The 14,417-nt window shown below is 73.0% G+C and carries 12 protein-coding genes; 8 read left to right on the plus strand and 4 right to left on the minus strand.

Annotated features, from left to right (window positions below; all coding sequences use genetic code 11):
- Nucleotides 1–102: 102 nt before the first annotated feature.
- Complete coding sequence (locus GA0070560_RS17195; protein WP_170839446.1) at nucleotides 103–879, minus strand: alpha/beta fold hydrolase; 777 nt, start codon at nucleotides 877–879, stop codon at nucleotides 103–105.
- 68 nt (nucleotides 880–947) lie between these two features.
- Between GA0070560_RS17195 and GA0070560_RS17200 the strand changes: the two genes are divergently transcribed.
- Nucleotides 948–4,058, plus strand: coding sequence for an AfsR/SARP family transcriptional regulator (locus GA0070560_RS17200; RefSeq protein WP_091298340.1), 3,111 nt, complete (start codon nucleotides 948–950; stop codon nucleotides 4,056–4,058).
- Here the strand turns inward: GA0070560_RS17200 and GA0070560_RS17205 are convergent.
- Together GA0070560_RS17205 and GA0070560_RS17210 are read right to left on the minus strand one after the other, a co-directional pair.
- The gene (locus GA0070560_RS17205) at nucleotides 3,988–4,539 is read right to left on the minus strand and encodes a dihydrofolate reductase family protein (RefSeq protein ID WP_091298344.1); all 552 of its coding nucleotides are present in this window, start codon (nucleotides 4,537–4,539) and stop codon (nucleotides 3,988–3,990) included. The two genes, GA0070560_RS17200 and GA0070560_RS17205, sit on opposite strands and share 71 nt — an antisense overlap.
- Before the next feature lie 176 nt (nucleotides 4,540–4,715).
- Nucleotides 4,716–5,267 carry an SRPBCC family protein gene (locus GA0070560_RS17210; RefSeq protein WP_211565879.1) on the minus strand — a complete coding sequence of 184 codons (552 nt, stop codon included), beginning with the start codon at nucleotides 5,265–5,267 and terminating at the stop codon, nucleotides 4,716–4,718.
- 55 nt (nucleotides 5,268–5,322) lie between these two features.
- On the opposite strand from GA0070560_RS17210, the gene GA0070560_RS17215 reads away from it, so the two are divergent.
- From GA0070560_RS17215 to GA0070560_RS17225, 3 genes are all read left to right on the plus strand, one after another.
- Nucleotides 5,323–5,883 (plus strand): TetR/AcrR family transcriptional regulator, encoded by a 561-nt coding sequence (locus GA0070560_RS17215; RefSeq protein WP_170839447.1) that lies wholly within the window; start codon nucleotides 5,323–5,325, stop codon nucleotides 5,881–5,883.
- Nucleotides 5,880–7,196 (plus strand): protoporphyrinogen/coproporphyrinogen oxidase, encoded by a 1,317-nt coding sequence (locus GA0070560_RS17220; protein ID WP_091298357.1) that lies wholly within the window; start codon nucleotides 5,880–5,882, stop codon nucleotides 7,194–7,196. The genes GA0070560_RS17215 and GA0070560_RS17220 overlap by 4 nt, the downstream gene beginning before the upstream one ends.
- 305 nt (nucleotides 7,197–7,501) lie before the next feature.
- Entirely contained in the window at nucleotides 7,502–8,488 is a 987-nt protein-coding gene (locus GA0070560_RS17225; RefSeq protein WP_170839448.1) for a LacI family DNA-binding transcriptional regulator, read from the plus strand.
- Between the two features lie 227 nt (nucleotides 8,489–8,715).
- Here GA0070560_RS17225 and GA0070560_RS17230 read toward each other — a convergent pair whose 3' ends face one another.
- On the minus strand, nucleotides 8,716–9,558 hold the full coding sequence (locus GA0070560_RS17230; protein WP_091298364.1) for a S1 family peptidase: 843 nt from the start codon (nucleotides 9,556–9,558) through the stop codon (nucleotides 8,716–8,718).
- Nucleotides 9,559–9,825: 267 nt separating this feature from the next.
- On the opposite strand from GA0070560_RS17230, the gene GA0070560_RS17235 reads away from it, so the two are divergent.
- The 4 genes from GA0070560_RS17235 (at nucleotide 9,826) to GA0070560_RS17250 (ending at nucleotide 14,372) form a co-directional block, all read left to right on the plus strand.
- Nucleotides 9,826–11,079: a glycoside hydrolase family 16 protein gene (locus GA0070560_RS17235; RefSeq protein ID WP_245675561.1), complete on the plus strand. Its 1,254-nt coding sequence runs from the start codon at nucleotides 9,826–9,828 to the stop codon at nucleotides 11,077–11,079.
- A 99-nt stretch (nucleotides 11,080–11,178) separates the two neighbouring features.
- Nucleotides 11,179–12,555 carry an FAD-dependent oxidoreductase gene (locus GA0070560_RS17240; protein WP_170839449.1) on the plus strand — a complete coding sequence of 459 codons (1,377 nt, stop codon included), beginning with the start codon at nucleotides 11,179–11,181 and terminating at the stop codon, nucleotides 12,553–12,555.
- A 225-nt stretch (nucleotides 12,556–12,780) separates the two neighbouring features.
- Nucleotides 12,781–13,848: a DUF2855 family protein gene (locus GA0070560_RS17245; protein WP_091298367.1), complete on the plus strand. Its 1,068-nt coding sequence runs from the start codon at nucleotides 12,781–12,783 to the stop codon at nucleotides 13,846–13,848.
- 92 nt (nucleotides 13,849–13,940) lie between these two features.
- On the plus strand, nucleotides 13,941–14,372 hold the full coding sequence (locus GA0070560_RS17250; RefSeq protein WP_091298369.1) for a Fur family transcriptional regulator: 432 nt from the start codon (nucleotides 13,941–13,943) through the stop codon (nucleotides 14,370–14,372).
- The last annotated feature ends 45 nt before the right edge of the window (nucleotides 14,373–14,417 follow it).

Here is a 14,417-nt window from a genome sequence, read left to right on the forward strand (position 1 = left end):
AGGTGTCGGACATCGGACCGATAATGTCGGCCGGCATGCCGGCCGGCGGTGGTTGCGGTGCGCCGGGGCGCGCCGCCGGTCGGCGTTCGCGTGTCACGGCAATCAGCCGTCGAGGAACTCCTCGACCATCGGGACGAGCCACCGGGCGCGCTGCGGGAGGGTCGTGTGGGTCGTGCCGGGCAGGACCGCCAACCGGCACGACGGCAACCCGGCCAGGTCGCCGGCCACTCCGCCGCCGAGCAGCCGGAACATCTCCACGGCGTGCTCCGGCTGGACGATGTCGCCGTCCGCCAGCACGATCATGGTCGGGGCGGCCAGGTCCCGGATCGCCGAGGCCGGCCACTGCGGCAGGTCGGCGTCGAGGCGCTTGACCTTGGCGACCAGGGCCGGCCAGCCACCCGGGTCGGGCGCGGTGCGCAGGTACTCCTCGTGGAACTCGGAGCCGTGCAGGTGTTCGGGCCGCAGGTCCTGGATGCCGTCGAGCAGGCCCGGGTGCAGGCCCGCGTGGTGGAAGCTCACCGACGCCAGCACGAGCCGGCCGACCCGCGGCGCGTGGTGGGTGCCGAGTCGCAGCGCAACCATCGCGCCCATGCTCCAGCCGAACACGTCCGCGGTGGGAACGCGCAGGTGGTCGAGGAGGGCGACCACGTCCGCGGCGAGCCCGTCGACCGTGAGCGGCCGGCCCGCGTCCGGGGTGCGGCCGTGGGCCTGCAGTTCGACGGCGACGACCCGGCGGGTCCTCGCCAGCAGCGGCAGCATCGTGCCGAACGACGTGCCGATGCCGGAGAGCGCGCCGTGGATCAGCACGACCGGACGGCCGTCGCCGTCGCCGTGCGACTCGTAGTAGAGGGACAGGCCGTTGACGGGTGCGTAGCTCATGCAACCACCCTGCGCCGCGGCCCTTACGGCCCCCTTCCCACCCGCTTACCGCTTGTAGGGTGGCCCGCATGCGTTTCGGTGTCCTCGGGCCGCTCGCCGTCGTCACCGACACCGGCGAGCCCGTCACCGTGCCGGGTGCCAAGGTCCGGGCCCTGCTCGCCGACCTGGTCGCCCACCGCAACCAGGTCGTCTCCGCCGACCGGCTGATCGACGACCTGTGGGGCGACGACGCGCCCGCCAACGCCGCCGGCGCCCTGCAGGTGCGCGTGTCCCAGCTGCGCAAGGCGCTCAACGACGCCGAGCCGGGGGCGCGGGACCTGGTCGAGTCGCGGCCGCCGGGGTACCTGCTGCGCACCGAGTCCGTCGACGCCGACCGGTTCACCGAGCTCGCCGCCGCCGCCGCCGACGCGAGCCTGACCGAGGCGCTGCGGCTCTGGCGGGGCGAGCCGTACGCCGACGTCGCCGACGCGCCGTGGGTGCGCGCCGAGGCCGACCGTCTCGTCGAGGCCCGGCTGATCGTGCTGGAGAAACTCGCCGAGGCCCGGCTGGCCCGGGGCGACCACGCGCTGGTCGCCGCCGACCTGGCCGAACTGGTGGCCCGACACCCGCTGCGTGAGGGTCTACGGGCGCTGCACCTGCGTGCCCTGTACGCCGCCGGTCGCCAGTCCGAGGCACTGGACAGCTACGCCGACCTGCGCACCCGCCTCGCCGACGAACTGGGCCTCGACCCGGGGCCGGAGCTGGTCACCCTGCACCGGCAGATCCTGGCCCAGGACGACGCACTGAGCGCCCCGCCGAAGGCGGCGCTGGTCCGCAACAGCCTGCCCGCCCGGCCCGACGAACTGGTCGGCCGCGCCGAGGCCGTCGCCGAGCTGCGCGCGCTCGTGCCGGCCTGCCGGCTGGTCACGCTGACCGGGCCCGGCGGTGTCGGCAAGACCCGGCTCGCCACCGAGGTCGCCGGAGAGCAGTCGTTCCCGGACGGTGTGCACCTCGTCGAGCTGACCGCGCTGCGGCCCGGTGACACCGCCGTCGCCGAAGTGGTCCTGGCCGCCCTCGACGTACGGGAGACCACGGGCGCCGGTGTCGCTCCCGACGACCGGCTGATCGCCGTCCTGCGCCACCGGCAGGCGTTGCTCCTGCTGGACAACTGCGAGCACGTCATCGAGCCGGCCGCCGCGCTCGTGTCCCGCCTGCTGCGCGAGACCACGGGCGTCACCGTGCTGGCGACGAGTCGGGAACCGCTCGGGCTGGCCGGGGAGGTGCTGTGGGAGGTGCCGACGCTGCCCGTGCCCCTCGACGAGCGGGACCTCGACGCGGTCCGTCGTTCGGCGGCGGCCCGACTCTTCGCGGCCCGGGTCGCCGCGCGGCAGCGCGCCTTCCGGCTCGACGAACGAACCGGTCCCGCCGTCGCGCGGCTGTGCCGCCGCCTCGACGGCCTGCCGCTGGCGCTGGAGCTGGCCGCGACCCGGGTGCGCGCGCTCGGCGTCGAGCAGGTGGTGCAGCGGTTGGACGACCGGTTCCGGCTGCTCGGCACCACGCAGCGCGACCTGCCGGCGCGGCAGCGCACCCTCACCGCGGTGATCGGCTGGAGCTGGGACCTGCTGGCGCCGGAGGAGCGGGCCGTGCTCGCCCGGCTCGCCGTGCACCACGACGGCTGCACCCTGGACGCGGCCGAGCAGGTCTGCGACGCCGACGTGGACGTGCTGACCCGGCTGGTCGACCGCTCCCTGGTGGTACTGGACGACTCCGGCCCGGCCCCGCGGTACCGCCTGCTGGAGTCGGTCGCCGCGTTCTGCCTGGACCGCCTCGCCGACGCCGACGCGGTGCGCGCCCGCCACGCGGCGTACTACACCGCCCTGGCCGAGCGCGCCGACCCGCTGCTGCGCGGCCCGGGCCAGCGGGAGTGGCTGCTCCGGCTGGACGCCGAGGCCGCCAACCTGCGGGCCGCGTTCGGGTACGGCGGCGGGCTGCGCCTCGCCAACGCCCTCACCTGGTACTGGTTCCTGCGTGGCCGGCTCACCGAGGCGCGTCGCGCGCTGGCCCTCGACGGGGACCCCGCCGCGCGGGCCCGGGCCGCGGTGTGGCGGATCGGGTTCACCCTGCTGCAGGGCGGCACCGTCACCGCGGCGGAGACCGAGGCGGCCCTGGCGGGGTACGCCGAGGGCCGGGCGACCTGGTTCGTGGCGGCCGCGCTCGTCGACCGCAGCGAACTGGCCCGGGCGGGCGAACTGCTGGAGCGGGCCCGGTCCGCCGGCGAGGACCCGTGGGTCGAGGCGGCCGTGTGCGTCACCCGCGCCAAACTGGCGCACGCCGCGAGCGACCTCACCGCGCTGGAGCGCGACAGCGGGCGGGCGGCGGCGCTCTTCGCCGAGCTGGGCGACCCGTGGGGCCGGTTGCAGGCCACCGACTGGGTGGGCGGGTTGGCCGAGCTGACCGGCGAGTACGCGCGTGCCGCCGCGCTGCACCGCGAGGGCCTGCGCTGGGCCGAGGAACTGGCGCTCTGGCCCGAGGTCGGCAGCAAGCTGTCCTGGCTGGCCTGGATCGCCGTGCAGAGGCAGGACCACCGGCAGGCCCGGGAACTGGCCGAGCGCGCCTACCGGCTGGCCGTCGAGCAGGATTCGCCCGGTGCCCGGGTCTTCGCCGAACTGAGCCTCGGCATCGCCGCGCGCCGCGAGGGCCGGCGGGACGCCGCCGTCACCCACCTGCAACGGCTGGTCGACTCCGGCGGCGACGACGCGCTGTTCCTGCCGATGGTGCTGGCCGAGTTGGCGTACGCGATCGCGGACGAGGACCCGGCGCGGGCGCTCGCGCTGCACGCGCGGGCGTACGACGTCGCGGTGGCGATCGGCGCGCCCCGCGACGCGGCCGGCGCGCTGGCCGGGCTGGCCGCGGCGGTGCCGCAGCCGCAGGTGGCGGCGCGGATCCTCGGCGCGGCGGCGGCCGCGCGGAGTACCCAGGTGCCGAGGTCACCGGCGGAGCGCGACGAGGTCGACCGGGTCACCGTGCGTTGCGTCGCCGCGCTCGGCGCGGACGGGTTCGCGACGGCCTACCGGGCCGGGCTCGACCTGTGCCCGGACGAGGCCCGGGCACAGGTCGAGGCGTTTCTGGTCACCGCGGGGCCGGCCGGTAGCAGGCGACGATCACGCCGCTCTTCATCACCGTCGTGTCCACCAGGGTGAGCGTGGTCCGGGCGTCGGCCAGCGGCGCGCTGACCGAGGGGCCGCCCTGGAGCACGGGGTGGATCCAGAACCGGACCTCGTCCACCAGCCCCGCCTCGACCAGGGCGTGGGTGACCACCCCGTAGCCGTACATCAGGATGTCCCTGCCGTCCTGGGCCTTGAGCTTGGTGACCTCTTCGATCAGGTCGCCCTGCAACACCTCGGTGTTGTTCCACTCCGGGTCGGTCAGGGTGGTCGAGGCGACGTACTTCTTGACGTTGTTGAAGTAGGCCGCACCGGTGCTCGGGTCGCTCTCGTCCATGTTCGGCCAGGCGGCGGCGAAGCCGTCGTACGTGCGGCGGCCCATCAGCAGCGCGTCTGCCGCGTCGGTCTGCTGGCCGGCGAAGGCGGCGGCCTCGTCGTCGAAGTACGGCATGGTCCACGCCGGGTCCTCGATGACGCCGTCGAGGGTGATGTAGGTCGAGCTGATGATCCTGCGCATCGTGTGCTCCCTGGCTGCGTGTCTCGGTGACACCAGGAACCCTGCCAGGGCCCGCTTACGGTTCGCTTCAGGTGCGCTTCCCGCGTGGCGGCGGCGAGCGCGTAGCGCCCTGCGCCCGCCGGTGTCGGCGGGTGTGCTGCCGAGGCGGCCGGACGCACCGGTGGCCGCGACGGCGCTCACGGGCCGGTTCCGTCGGTGCGGGGTCCCGGGTGTCCCGGGTCTGCCAGGCTCGCGTCGGCGGACCTGCGCGCGCGGACGCGACGCATGAGGCGCACCCAGGGCGACCATCGAGCAGGCTCGGCCACCGGGGTGCCGGTGACGCGGCGTTCCGCATTGTCGAACAGGTCGTGCACGAGGGCCTCGTGGAACCATCGCACAACAAGGGGCCACAGCCATCGCATCCGCCCGGTCGTCGTGGCCGAGATCGTGTGGACGAGTCTGGTCTCGTCGTCGGACTCGGGGGTCACTCGCAGCTCGTGCCAGCCGTCGAGGCCGCAGCTCGGGGCGAAGGTGAGCACCACGTGGCGACCCGGCTCATGGGACGTCACCGAGTAGCGGATCGGTCCGTGGCCGCCGCTTGACCCCGGCTGCAGTCCGTTGTCGAGGACGAGGGGCGGCCAGGACGGGCTCGGCCAGGCGGATGACTCGGGCGTCGCCAACTCGTCGATGACCCGGCCGACGGCGTTGGCCGGTGCCGCGATGACTCTCTGTTGCACGTTGCGCATCATGACCTCCGTTGCACCCGACGTGGCGCGCAAACATAACATAGGCTATGTTATGTTCATGACGCAGATGACGAAGGACGACTGGTTCCGCGTCGCCAGCCGGCAACTCGTCGAGCACGGCGAACAGGGACTCACTCTGGCTGCCCTGACCAGTGCGGCCGGCGTGACCCAAGGGTCCTTCTACCACCACTTCGGAGGGCAGGCCGGGTTCGTGGAAGCCTTCCTGGCGCACCTGGCGGCCCGGGCCTTCATCGACGTCTCGGCTGCGGCGGACGAGGATTCCACCACCCCGGCCGGTGCTCGGCGCGCGCTGCGCCGACTCGTCGAGATCATCGCCGCTGAGGATCTCGAGCTCGAGGCGGCCGTCCGCCGCTGGTCGCAGAGCAATGCGCGAGTGGCGGAGGTCGTCGCGGAGATCGACAGCCGCCGGGGTGAGCTGCTGGGCCGGCTCTTTCTCGTCGCGACGGGGGACCCGTCCAGGGCGGCCCACCTGACACGGCTCAACGGGACCTTCTACCTCGGAGCGGTCCACTCGCGTCCGGTCGTCCAGGGCGAGGAGTATGCCCGGATGGCCCGTGACCTCGAGCGACTGATCGAGCCGCCGGAGGCGACACCGTGAGGGTCATCGTCGTCGGAGCCGGGATCGCGGGTCTCGGCGCTGCCTGGACTCTCCGGGCCCACAGCGTCACCGTGCTGGAAGCAAGCGCCCACGTCGGAGGGCGCATGCGTTCGCAACTGGTGGACGGCGTCCCGATGGAGCTCGGGGCGCAGTTTCTCAGCTCGCACTACACGGTGGTTCCCCGGCTCGCGCGAGAGATGGGGCTGGCCCTGCGCCCGGTAGCTCCGGGCACCGCCGTCGTGCGAGGTGGCGCCCTACGGCACTTCCGCAGCGACCGTCCGCACACCCAGATGACCGGCGGCGTCCTGCCCTGGCGGTCCGCACCCCGGGCCGCCGCCGGGCTTGTTCGGGTGGCTTCGCTGGCATCCGGCCGCGCCACCAGCGACATCACGGCCTGGAGGGACCTGGACGACCGGTCCGGCAGCGAGTGGTCACGACGCGTTCTCGGGCCCGCCGTGACAGAACGGCTGCTCGAGCCCACGATCCACGGCTTCTACTTCCAATCCCTCTCCGACAACGCCGCGGCACTCGCCGCAGCCGTGTCGGCCTTCGGGGCCCGGCCCGGCTCGACCCTGACCATCGACGGTGGCCTGGGACGCCTCACCGAGGCGCTGGCGGACCGATTGGACGTCCGGCTCGGGCGGCCGGTCCTCGCTGTGGCCAGAGCTGGCCGGAAAGCAGTCGTCACCACCGAATCGGGAGACGTCGTGGCCGACCGCGTCATCATCGCCGTCCCCGGTGCCGCCGCGCTGGCCATGGTGAGTGACCCGACCACGGCGGAACGAGACCTCATGGCCACGCCCTACAGCAGTGGCCTGCTCGTCGGAGTCCCACTGCCCCGGCCTCTGCACTCCACGCAGTTGGCCGCCTCCTACGGTGTCCTCGTCCATCCCGGGGAACGCACCCCCATCGCAGCCGTCGCTGTCGCGAGCCGCGCACACCCCGGGACGGCCACAGGCGACCTCCTCACGGTGATGCTCACGCACGAATCCGCCACCACGCTCGCTGCTGCTGACGACCATCGCGTAGCGGCGACGGCTGTCGCGGCCCTTGCCGAGCTCGACCCGACACTGCGCTCGATCCTGCCGACGGCCCTCTCGGGCACCCTCGTCGTACGCCACCCCCAGGCCATGCCCACCTGCCCCCTCGGACACAGCGCCGCCGTGGCCTCCTACCGCAGGTGCCGCGCGAGTCGACCCGATGACCCCGTCGTCCTGGCCGGCGACTACCTCGGCTTTCCGTGGACCGACTCCGCAGCGGCCACCGGCATCTGGGCCGCGCGGGCGGTGGCGGGACCGTACGCCCCGTCGTGACGGCCCGACGGTCGTCCTTTCTGACGCCCCCTCGACCGGCCCGCTCGCGCCCACCCGCCCAGGGCGAACGGCACGCCGAACGCCAGGACGACCTGCGACCAGATCGGGGCGGTGGTGGGATGGCGGGTGCCGGGCAGCGTCGGGGACTGGCGTAGAGTGTTGGCTCCAGCGCTCTCCGCCCGCTGAAGCGCGCACCGGTGTCGTAGTCGCCAGGCGATCGGGCATCGGGATGCCCGTTCACCTCGGCGGGCCAGGGCGACCGGCGGGCAGGCGGGGGGAGTGAGATGGCGGCACGGGGTCCTGCGATGACGGATGTGGCCCGCCTTGCCGGTGTCTCCCACCAGACGGTGTCGCGGGTGCTCAACGGCCATCCCTACGTCCGTGAGCAGACCCGACTGCGCGTGGAGGCCGCCATCGCCGAGCTGGGATACCGGCCCAACCGGGCGGCCCGGGCGTTGGTCACCGGCCGCTCGCAGGTGATCGGCGTGGTCGCGCAGAACACCACCCTCTACGGGCCGGCGTCGCTGCTCGCCGCCCTGGAGCAGGTCGCCGCCGAGGCGGGCTTCGCCGTCAGCGTGGGCAGCGTCCGCGATCTCGACCACCGGTCGGTCTCGGCGGTCGTCGAGCGACACCTGGCCCATGGTGTCGCCGGTGTCGTGGTGATCGCACCGGTGGAGTCGGCCGGCGAGGCGTTGGAACGCCTCCCGAAGGACGTCCCGCTGGTGACCGTCGACGGTGATCCGTGTGGATCGGTGCCGTTGGTCACCGTCGACCAGGTTGCCGGTGCCCGGGAGGCCACCCGGCACCTGCTCGGCGCCGGCCACCGCACGGTCTGGCACGTGTCCGGACCGTCCGACTGGTTCGACAGCGCCGGTCGTATCCAGGGCTGGCGGGAGGCGTTGCGAGCCGCCGGGGCGGAGCTGCCGGAGCCGGTGCCGGCGGACTGGTCCGCGGCGTCCGGCTACCGGTGCGGGCAGATGCTGGCCCGGATGCCGGAGGTCACCGCGATCTTCACCGCCAACGACCACCTCGCGCTCGGTGTGCTGCGGGCGCTGCACGAGTACGGCCGGCGGGTGCCGGACGAGATGAGCGTGGTGGGCTTCGACGACGTGCCGGAGGCCGCCTACTTCATCCCGCCGTTGACCACCGTACGGCCGGATTTCGCCGCGGTGGCCAGGGCGAGCCTCGACATGCTCCTGGCCCAGATAGAGGGCGACACCGGGGGTGAGCTGCGGCAGACCATCGCGCCCACCCTGGTGGCCCGGAACAGCGTCGCCGCACCACCGCGCTGACCCGCCGACGCCGGGCCGGTGTCCGGCCGTCGCGTGGGAGCGGAACCAGCGGCGGCCGTCACTGCCGATCGCCTCGTGGATCAGCAGCCAGGTGTTGCTGCCGGCGACCCTTCGCACGCCACGGCCGTTCACGCACACGGCAGGTCCGGACCACCGTACGGGGAAGCGATCGACCCGGGTGTCCCCGAACGGGTGGGCGGGAGGCGGACACGTCCGGACGTGCCGGTCTACGGGACGGTGACCCCGTACGCGGCCAGTGCCTCCGTGACGGGCTGGTAGTAGGTCGTTCCACCGGTGCTGCAGGTGCCGCTGCCGCCGGACAGGATGCCGAGGACGGTGCCGGTGGTCGGGGAGTAGAGCGGCCCGCCGCTGTCTCCGGGTTCGGCGCAGATGTTGGTACGGATGAGTCCGGAGACGCTGCCCTCGGCGTAGTTCACCGTCTGGTTCAGCCCGGTCACCGAGCCGCACCGCACGCCGGTGGTGGCGCCGCTGCGGCAGACGGCCTGGCCGACGTACGCGTTGCCGGCGCGGTTGATCGTGACCGTCCCCGGGTAGGTGTATACGGCGCTGGGGTGGCTGACCGTGCCGGTGTAGCGCACGATGCCGTAGTCGTTGCCGGGAAAGCTGCTGCCGGTACGGCTGCCGAGCACGATGGTCTGGCTGCTGTTGGCGTACCAGGTCGAGGCGACGCGGGCGCAGTGCCCGGCGGTGATGAAGTAGTAGGTGCTGCCGCTGCGGACGTTGGCGCCGAGGGAACACCGGGCGCCGGCGCCGTGGATGGCCTGTCCGCCGGCGATGAGCAGGCGCAGGCGGCCGGGTTCCCGGCGCAGGGTCGCCCCGGCCTGCTCGGCGACCGCGCGTAGCGCGCGGGACTGGGCCTCGGTGACGGACTCGTCGACGGTGAGGGTGGTCCGGCCGGTCGCCGGGTCGAAGCCCCACGCGGTGCCGGCGGTGCGCACCGCGCTCAGGGCGTGCGGACCGGCTGTGGCGGTGACGCCACCGTGCGCGGCCGCCGGGGTGGCCGGGAGCAGCAGGACGAGAGCGAGGACGACGAGCGGAAGACGACGCATGCCACCACCTGCGATCGTTGAGAATCGATGTAATAGACAGCATCCGCCCTCCGGGTCGCGGTTTCAAGCGTCGTCGGGCGCCGATCGTGCGCCGGGTCGACGGATGCGGGCGCCCGGCCACGGCAGGAACTGCAAGGAGTGTTGACAGTAGGTGAGCAAATCGACAGACTTCCACCTGAGAGCGCTCTCCCGATCTGCGGTCATCAGCCCGTCCACGACGGACACTGCCGGTGACCGGGACAGAGCGGCCCCGCCGAGGAGGTTGTCATGGTTCTGACCCACGCCCGCCGCACCTGGATGATCGTCACCGCGCTCGCGGTCGCGATCTCCGTGGCGCTCGTCTGGTGGACCCCGCCCCGACCCGCCGAGGCGGACATCGGCGGCATCACCTGGCAGGACGAGTTCAACGAACCGGCGGGCACACCGGTCAACCAGAACCGGTGGCGGTTCGACATCGGCGGCAGCGGCTGGGGCAACAACGAGCGGCAGTACTACACCAGCAGCACCAGCAACGCCGTGCACGACGGCCAGGGCAACCTGGTCATCACGGCCCGACGGGAGAACCCGGCCAACTACCAGTGCCACTACGGCCGGTGCGAGTACACCTCGGCGCGGCTGCTGACCGCCCAGACCTTCACCCAGGCGTACGGCCGGTTCGAGGCGCGCATCAAGATCCCTCGGGGGCAGGGCATCTGGCCGGCGTTCTGGATGCTCGGCAACGACATGGGCAGCGTGGGCTGGCCCGCCGCCGGGGAGATCGACATCATGGAGAACATCGGCCGGGAGCCGAACACGGTCTACGGCACCATCCACGGCCCCGGCTACTCCGGCGGTGGCGGGATCACCGGCAGCCGTACCATCGGCAGCCCGCTCGCCGACGGCTTCCACACCTACCGGGTCGACTGGCAGCCGAACTCCATCGTCTGGTACCTCGACGGCGTCGAGTACCACCGGGTCGACCCGGGCCGGCTCGGCGGCAACCGTTGGGTCTTCGACCACCCCTTCTTCATGATCCTGAACGTGGCGGTCGGCGGGAACTGGCCCGGCTACCCCGACGCCTCGACCCAGTTCCCGCAGCAGATGCTCGTCGACTACGTCCGCGTCTCCGGGTACGTCCCCGGCGGCAACCCGCCGCCCGGCACCACCCGTCTCCGCGGCACCCAGAGTGGACGCTGCATTGACATTCCGGGCGCGAACCCGGTCGACGGCGCCAAGCTGCAGATCTGGGACTGCAACACCACCCCCGCCCAGGCCTGGACCTTCGAGGCCGACGGCACGGTACGGGCGATGGGCAAGTGCATGGACCCGGCCTGGGCCGGCACCGCCAACGGCACCGAGGTCAACCTCGTCACCTGCAACGGCAATCCGGTGCAACGCTTCACCCTCAACGGCGCCGGCGACCTGGTCAACCTCAGCGCCAACCGGTGCGTGGACGTGCGGGATGCGAACCCGAACAACGGCGGCAAGCTCCAGCTCTGGGACTGCACCGGCGCCACCAACCAGAAGTGGTCCCGGTACTGAGGTCTGTGCAACGATCGTCGGGCGTCGTGCCGACGGCCCGTCCCGCCGTTCTGCCCGCGCGGTCGTAGGCGCCACACCTCGTACCCCTTGGAGAGCACGATGTCCCGCTCCCCGGCTCGGGTCTTCGCCGCGCTGAACGCGGTGCGGCCGCCCGACCAGGCGTCCCCGGTCCTGGGCAAGGCCGTCGTGGTCGGCGGCAGTGTCGCCGGGTTGCTGGCCGCCCGGGTGCTGTCCGACCACGCGGAGAGCGTCGTCGTCATCGACCGGGACGACCTGCACGTCACCGGTGCCCGGCCGGGTGTGCCACAGGGGACGCAACTGCACGCGCTGCTGCCCGGCGGCCTGCACCAGCTGGAGTACCTGTTCCCGGGATTCCGGGCGCAGGCCGCGGCGCAGGGGGCGGTCGAGGCTCCCCCCGCCGCGCAGCGCAACTACCTCGACGGCCGGCTGAAGGTCGTCGTGCCCGACGACGCCGACAGCCTGGCGGGCAGCCGGCCCCTCCTGGAAGGGCTGATCCGCCAGCGGACGCTGGCCCTGCCCAACGTCAAGACGGTCACCGCCCGCGCCACGGGTCTGGTGATCGACGGCGTCGTGACCACCGGGGTCCGGTGCGACACCGGCGGGGTGTCCGGCATCGAGCGCGGTGACCTCGTGGTGGACGCCATGGGACGGTCGAGCAGGCTGCCGGAGTGGCTGGAGCAGGCCGGCTGGGAGCGGCCCGTCACCCGGCGGATGGCCGTGCACCTCAACTACGCCACGGCCGTGTTCCGGCGCGCCGAGACGAACCCGGATCCGGCGGTCGTCCTGGCGTTGCACAGTCCGAGGACGGCCACGGACGTGGCCGGCGCCGCGTACTTCGCGGTGGAGGGCGACCGGTGGATGGCCATGATGGCCGGTTACGGCGACAACCGCCCCGGACGCACCGCCGAGGACTTCGTCCGCCGGCTGCGCGAGCAGTTCCCGCCGGAGTTCGGCGAGGTCGCCGGCAACGAGATGCTCGGCGATGTCCGGACCTACGGCCACGCCGACAGCCGGCGGCGGGACTTCCATGCGCTCACGCGGCTGCCGGCCGGACTGGTCAGCGTCGGTGACGCGGTTGCGTCGTTCAATCCGGTGTACGGGCAGGGGATGACGGCGGCGGCCCTGCACGCGGCCTGCCTGTCGGTGTACCTGCGCTCCGGTGCGGACCTGGGCACGCCCGCGCGCCGGTTCTTCGCGCTGCAGAAGGTGGTGGTCGACGCCGCCTGGTCGATGTCGACCTCCGCCGACCTGGCGCTGCCGCACGTCGACGGGCCCTACCCGCGCGGCTACCGGTTGTCCAGTTGGGTGAGCAGGCAGATCGTCACGGCGACCGTCACGGACGTGGCGATCGCGCGGCGGTTCAACCAGGTCGTCTCCATGCGGGAGCACCCGCGCTCGCTGGCCACACCCGGGGTGCTGCTGGGCGCGCTGCGCGCCAACCGGCGGGCCCGCTGAGCGCAGCCGCCGTCGGCCGGCGGCCCGGGTGGGTGCTGGCGACGCGAGACCGACCGTAGTCGGCGCGCGGACCGAACGGAAGAGCGGCTGTCGGCGGAGACCGGCCGGGCCGTCGGCGCCGGGACGGACACAACGGACGCCGACGTGGAGTCGACCGACTCGTGAGTGGGATTTTGCACTCACAGTGCACTTGTCTCGGGTTTCGGCGCCGCTTAGCGTCACACCATGCCTGCTTCCTGGACCTTCGCCGTGGCGCGCGACGACCTCGGCCGCACCACGCTCGTCGAGGGCGCGACGCCCGAGCTGTCCGAGGGTGAGGCGCTGCTGCGCGTGGACCGCGTCGGCCTCACCGCCAACAACGTGACCTACGCGGTGCTCGGCGACTCGATGCGGTACTGGCAGTTCTTCCCGCCCGGTCCCCGTGGGCTCGGGCCGCAGTGGGGGCTCCCGCCGCTGTGGGGCTTCGCCGAGGTGGTCGCCTCGACGGTTCCCGGGGTCGCGGCGGGGCAGCGGGTCTACGGCTACCTCCCGTCCGCCGGCCACCTGGTGGTGCGGCCGGGCCGGGTGGACGCGCGCGGGTTCCGCGACGTGAGCGGGCACCGGGTCGAGTTGCCCTCGCCGTACCAGGCGTACCGGTCGATCACGGGCGACCCGGCCTATCGCTCGGACCAGGAGGATCTGCTGATCCTGTTCAGGCCGCTGTTCTTCACCTCCTTCATGCTGGCCGACCAGGTGATCGACAACGACTTCTACCGGGCGGCGTCGGTGGTGCTGTCGTCGGCGTCCAGCAAGACCGCCTACGCCGCCGCGTGCGAGCTGCACGGCCGTGGCCCGCGCCTGGTGGGACTCACCTCGCCCGGCAACCGGGAGTTCACGCAGTCGCTCGGCTGCTACGACGAGGTCGTCTCGTACGACGAGATCGGCCTGCTCGACGTGGTGCCGACCGCCTATCTCGACCTGTCGGGGGCGCCCTCGACCCGGGCCGCCCTGCGGCGGCGCCTCGGCGACCGGCTGGTCCGCGACGTCGCGGTCGGACTCACCAGTCGAACTCCGAACGCCGACGCCGCCGGGGAAGTGTTCTTCGCCCCGGTCCACATGCGCAAGCGCCGCCGGGACTGGGGCGCCGACGGGCTCGACCAGCGTTTCACCGACGCCTGGCGGCGCTTCGCCGAGGTGGTGGGCGGATGGCTCGACGTCCGTGTCGGCGTCGGGTCCGATGACCTGCGGCGCGCGTGGCTCGAGGTCCTCGCGGGTCGCACGCCGCCGCGCGTGGGTCACGTCGTCCAGCTGTGAACGGCGATGCGGCGTCCGGCGGGGTGACCGTCCGCTGTGCGCCGCGGCCATAATCTTGACTGATTCCAGAAGAGGATGTCAGACTTCCGGTCGTGGTCAGGACCCTCGACTTCCAGCGGTTGCTGCGTGGGGCCGCGTTACGGGTGACCCGTCCTCGGGTGGCGGTGCTGAACGCGGTGCACGCACACCCGCACGCCGACACGGACTCGATCATCCGGGCCGTCCGCAGGGATCTGCCCGAGGTGTCCCGCCAGGCCGTGTACGACGTGCTGCGTGCGCTGACGGCAGCTGGTCTGGTGCGGTGCATCGAGCCACCCGGCTCCGTGGCTCGCTACGAGTCCCGGGTCGGGGACAACCACCACCACATGGTGTGCCGCTCATGCGGTCTGATCGCCGACGTCGACTGCGCCGTCAGCGAGGCGCCCTGCCTGACCCCGTCCGACGACGGCGGCTTCTCGATCGACGAGGCCGAGGTCGTCTACCGGGGCCTCTGCCCCGACTGTGCCACCGCCGCCAGTTCCTGATCACACCTGGTCCGCCTCGCCCACGTCCCGGAAGGAACCCTGTGC

The sequence above is a fragment of the Micromonospora halophytica genome, assembly GCF_900090245.1.
Lineage (GTDB): Bacteria > Actinomycetota > Actinomycetes > Mycobacteriales > Micromonosporaceae > Micromonospora > Micromonospora halophytica.

Coding starts and splice junctions, on each gene's coding strand:
- GA0070560_RS17245 (WP_091298367.1), top strand. CDS start 12,781: ATGCCTGCTTCCTGGACCTTCGCCGTGGCGCGCGACGACCTCGGCCGC.
- GA0070560_RS17205 (WP_091298344.1), bottom strand. CDS start 4,539: ATGCGCAGGATCATCAGCTCGACCTACATCACCCTCGACGGCGTCATC.
- GA0070560_RS17235 (WP_245675561.1), top strand. CDS start 9,826: ATGGTTCTGACCCACGCCCGCCGCACCTGGATGATCGTCACCGCGCTC.
- GA0070560_RS17215 (WP_170839447.1), top strand. CDS start 5,323: ATGACGCAGATGACGAAGGACGACTGGTTCCGCGTCGCCAGCCGGCAA.
- GA0070560_RS17225 (WP_170839448.1), top strand. CDS start 7,502: ATGACGGATGTGGCCCGCCTTGCCGGTGTCTCCCACCAGACGGTGTCG.
- GA0070560_RS17210 (WP_211565879.1), bottom strand. CDS start 5,267: ATGATGCGCAACGTGCAACAGAGAGTCATCGCGGCACCGGCCAACGCC.
- GA0070560_RS17200 (WP_091298340.1), top strand. CDS start 948: ATGCGTTTCGGTGTCCTCGGGCCGCTCGCCGTCGTCACCGACACCGGC.
- GA0070560_RS17230 (WP_091298364.1), bottom strand. CDS start 9,558: ATGCGTCGTCTTCCGCTCGTCGTCCTCGCTCTCGTCCTGCTGCTCCCG.
- GA0070560_RS17195 (WP_170839446.1), bottom strand. CDS start 879: ATGAGCTACGCACCCGTCAACGGCCTGTCCCTCTACTACGAGTCGCAC.
- GA0070560_RS17240 (WP_170839449.1), top strand. CDS start 11,179: ATGTCCCGCTCCCCGGCTCGGGTCTTCGCCGCGCTGAACGCGGTGCGG.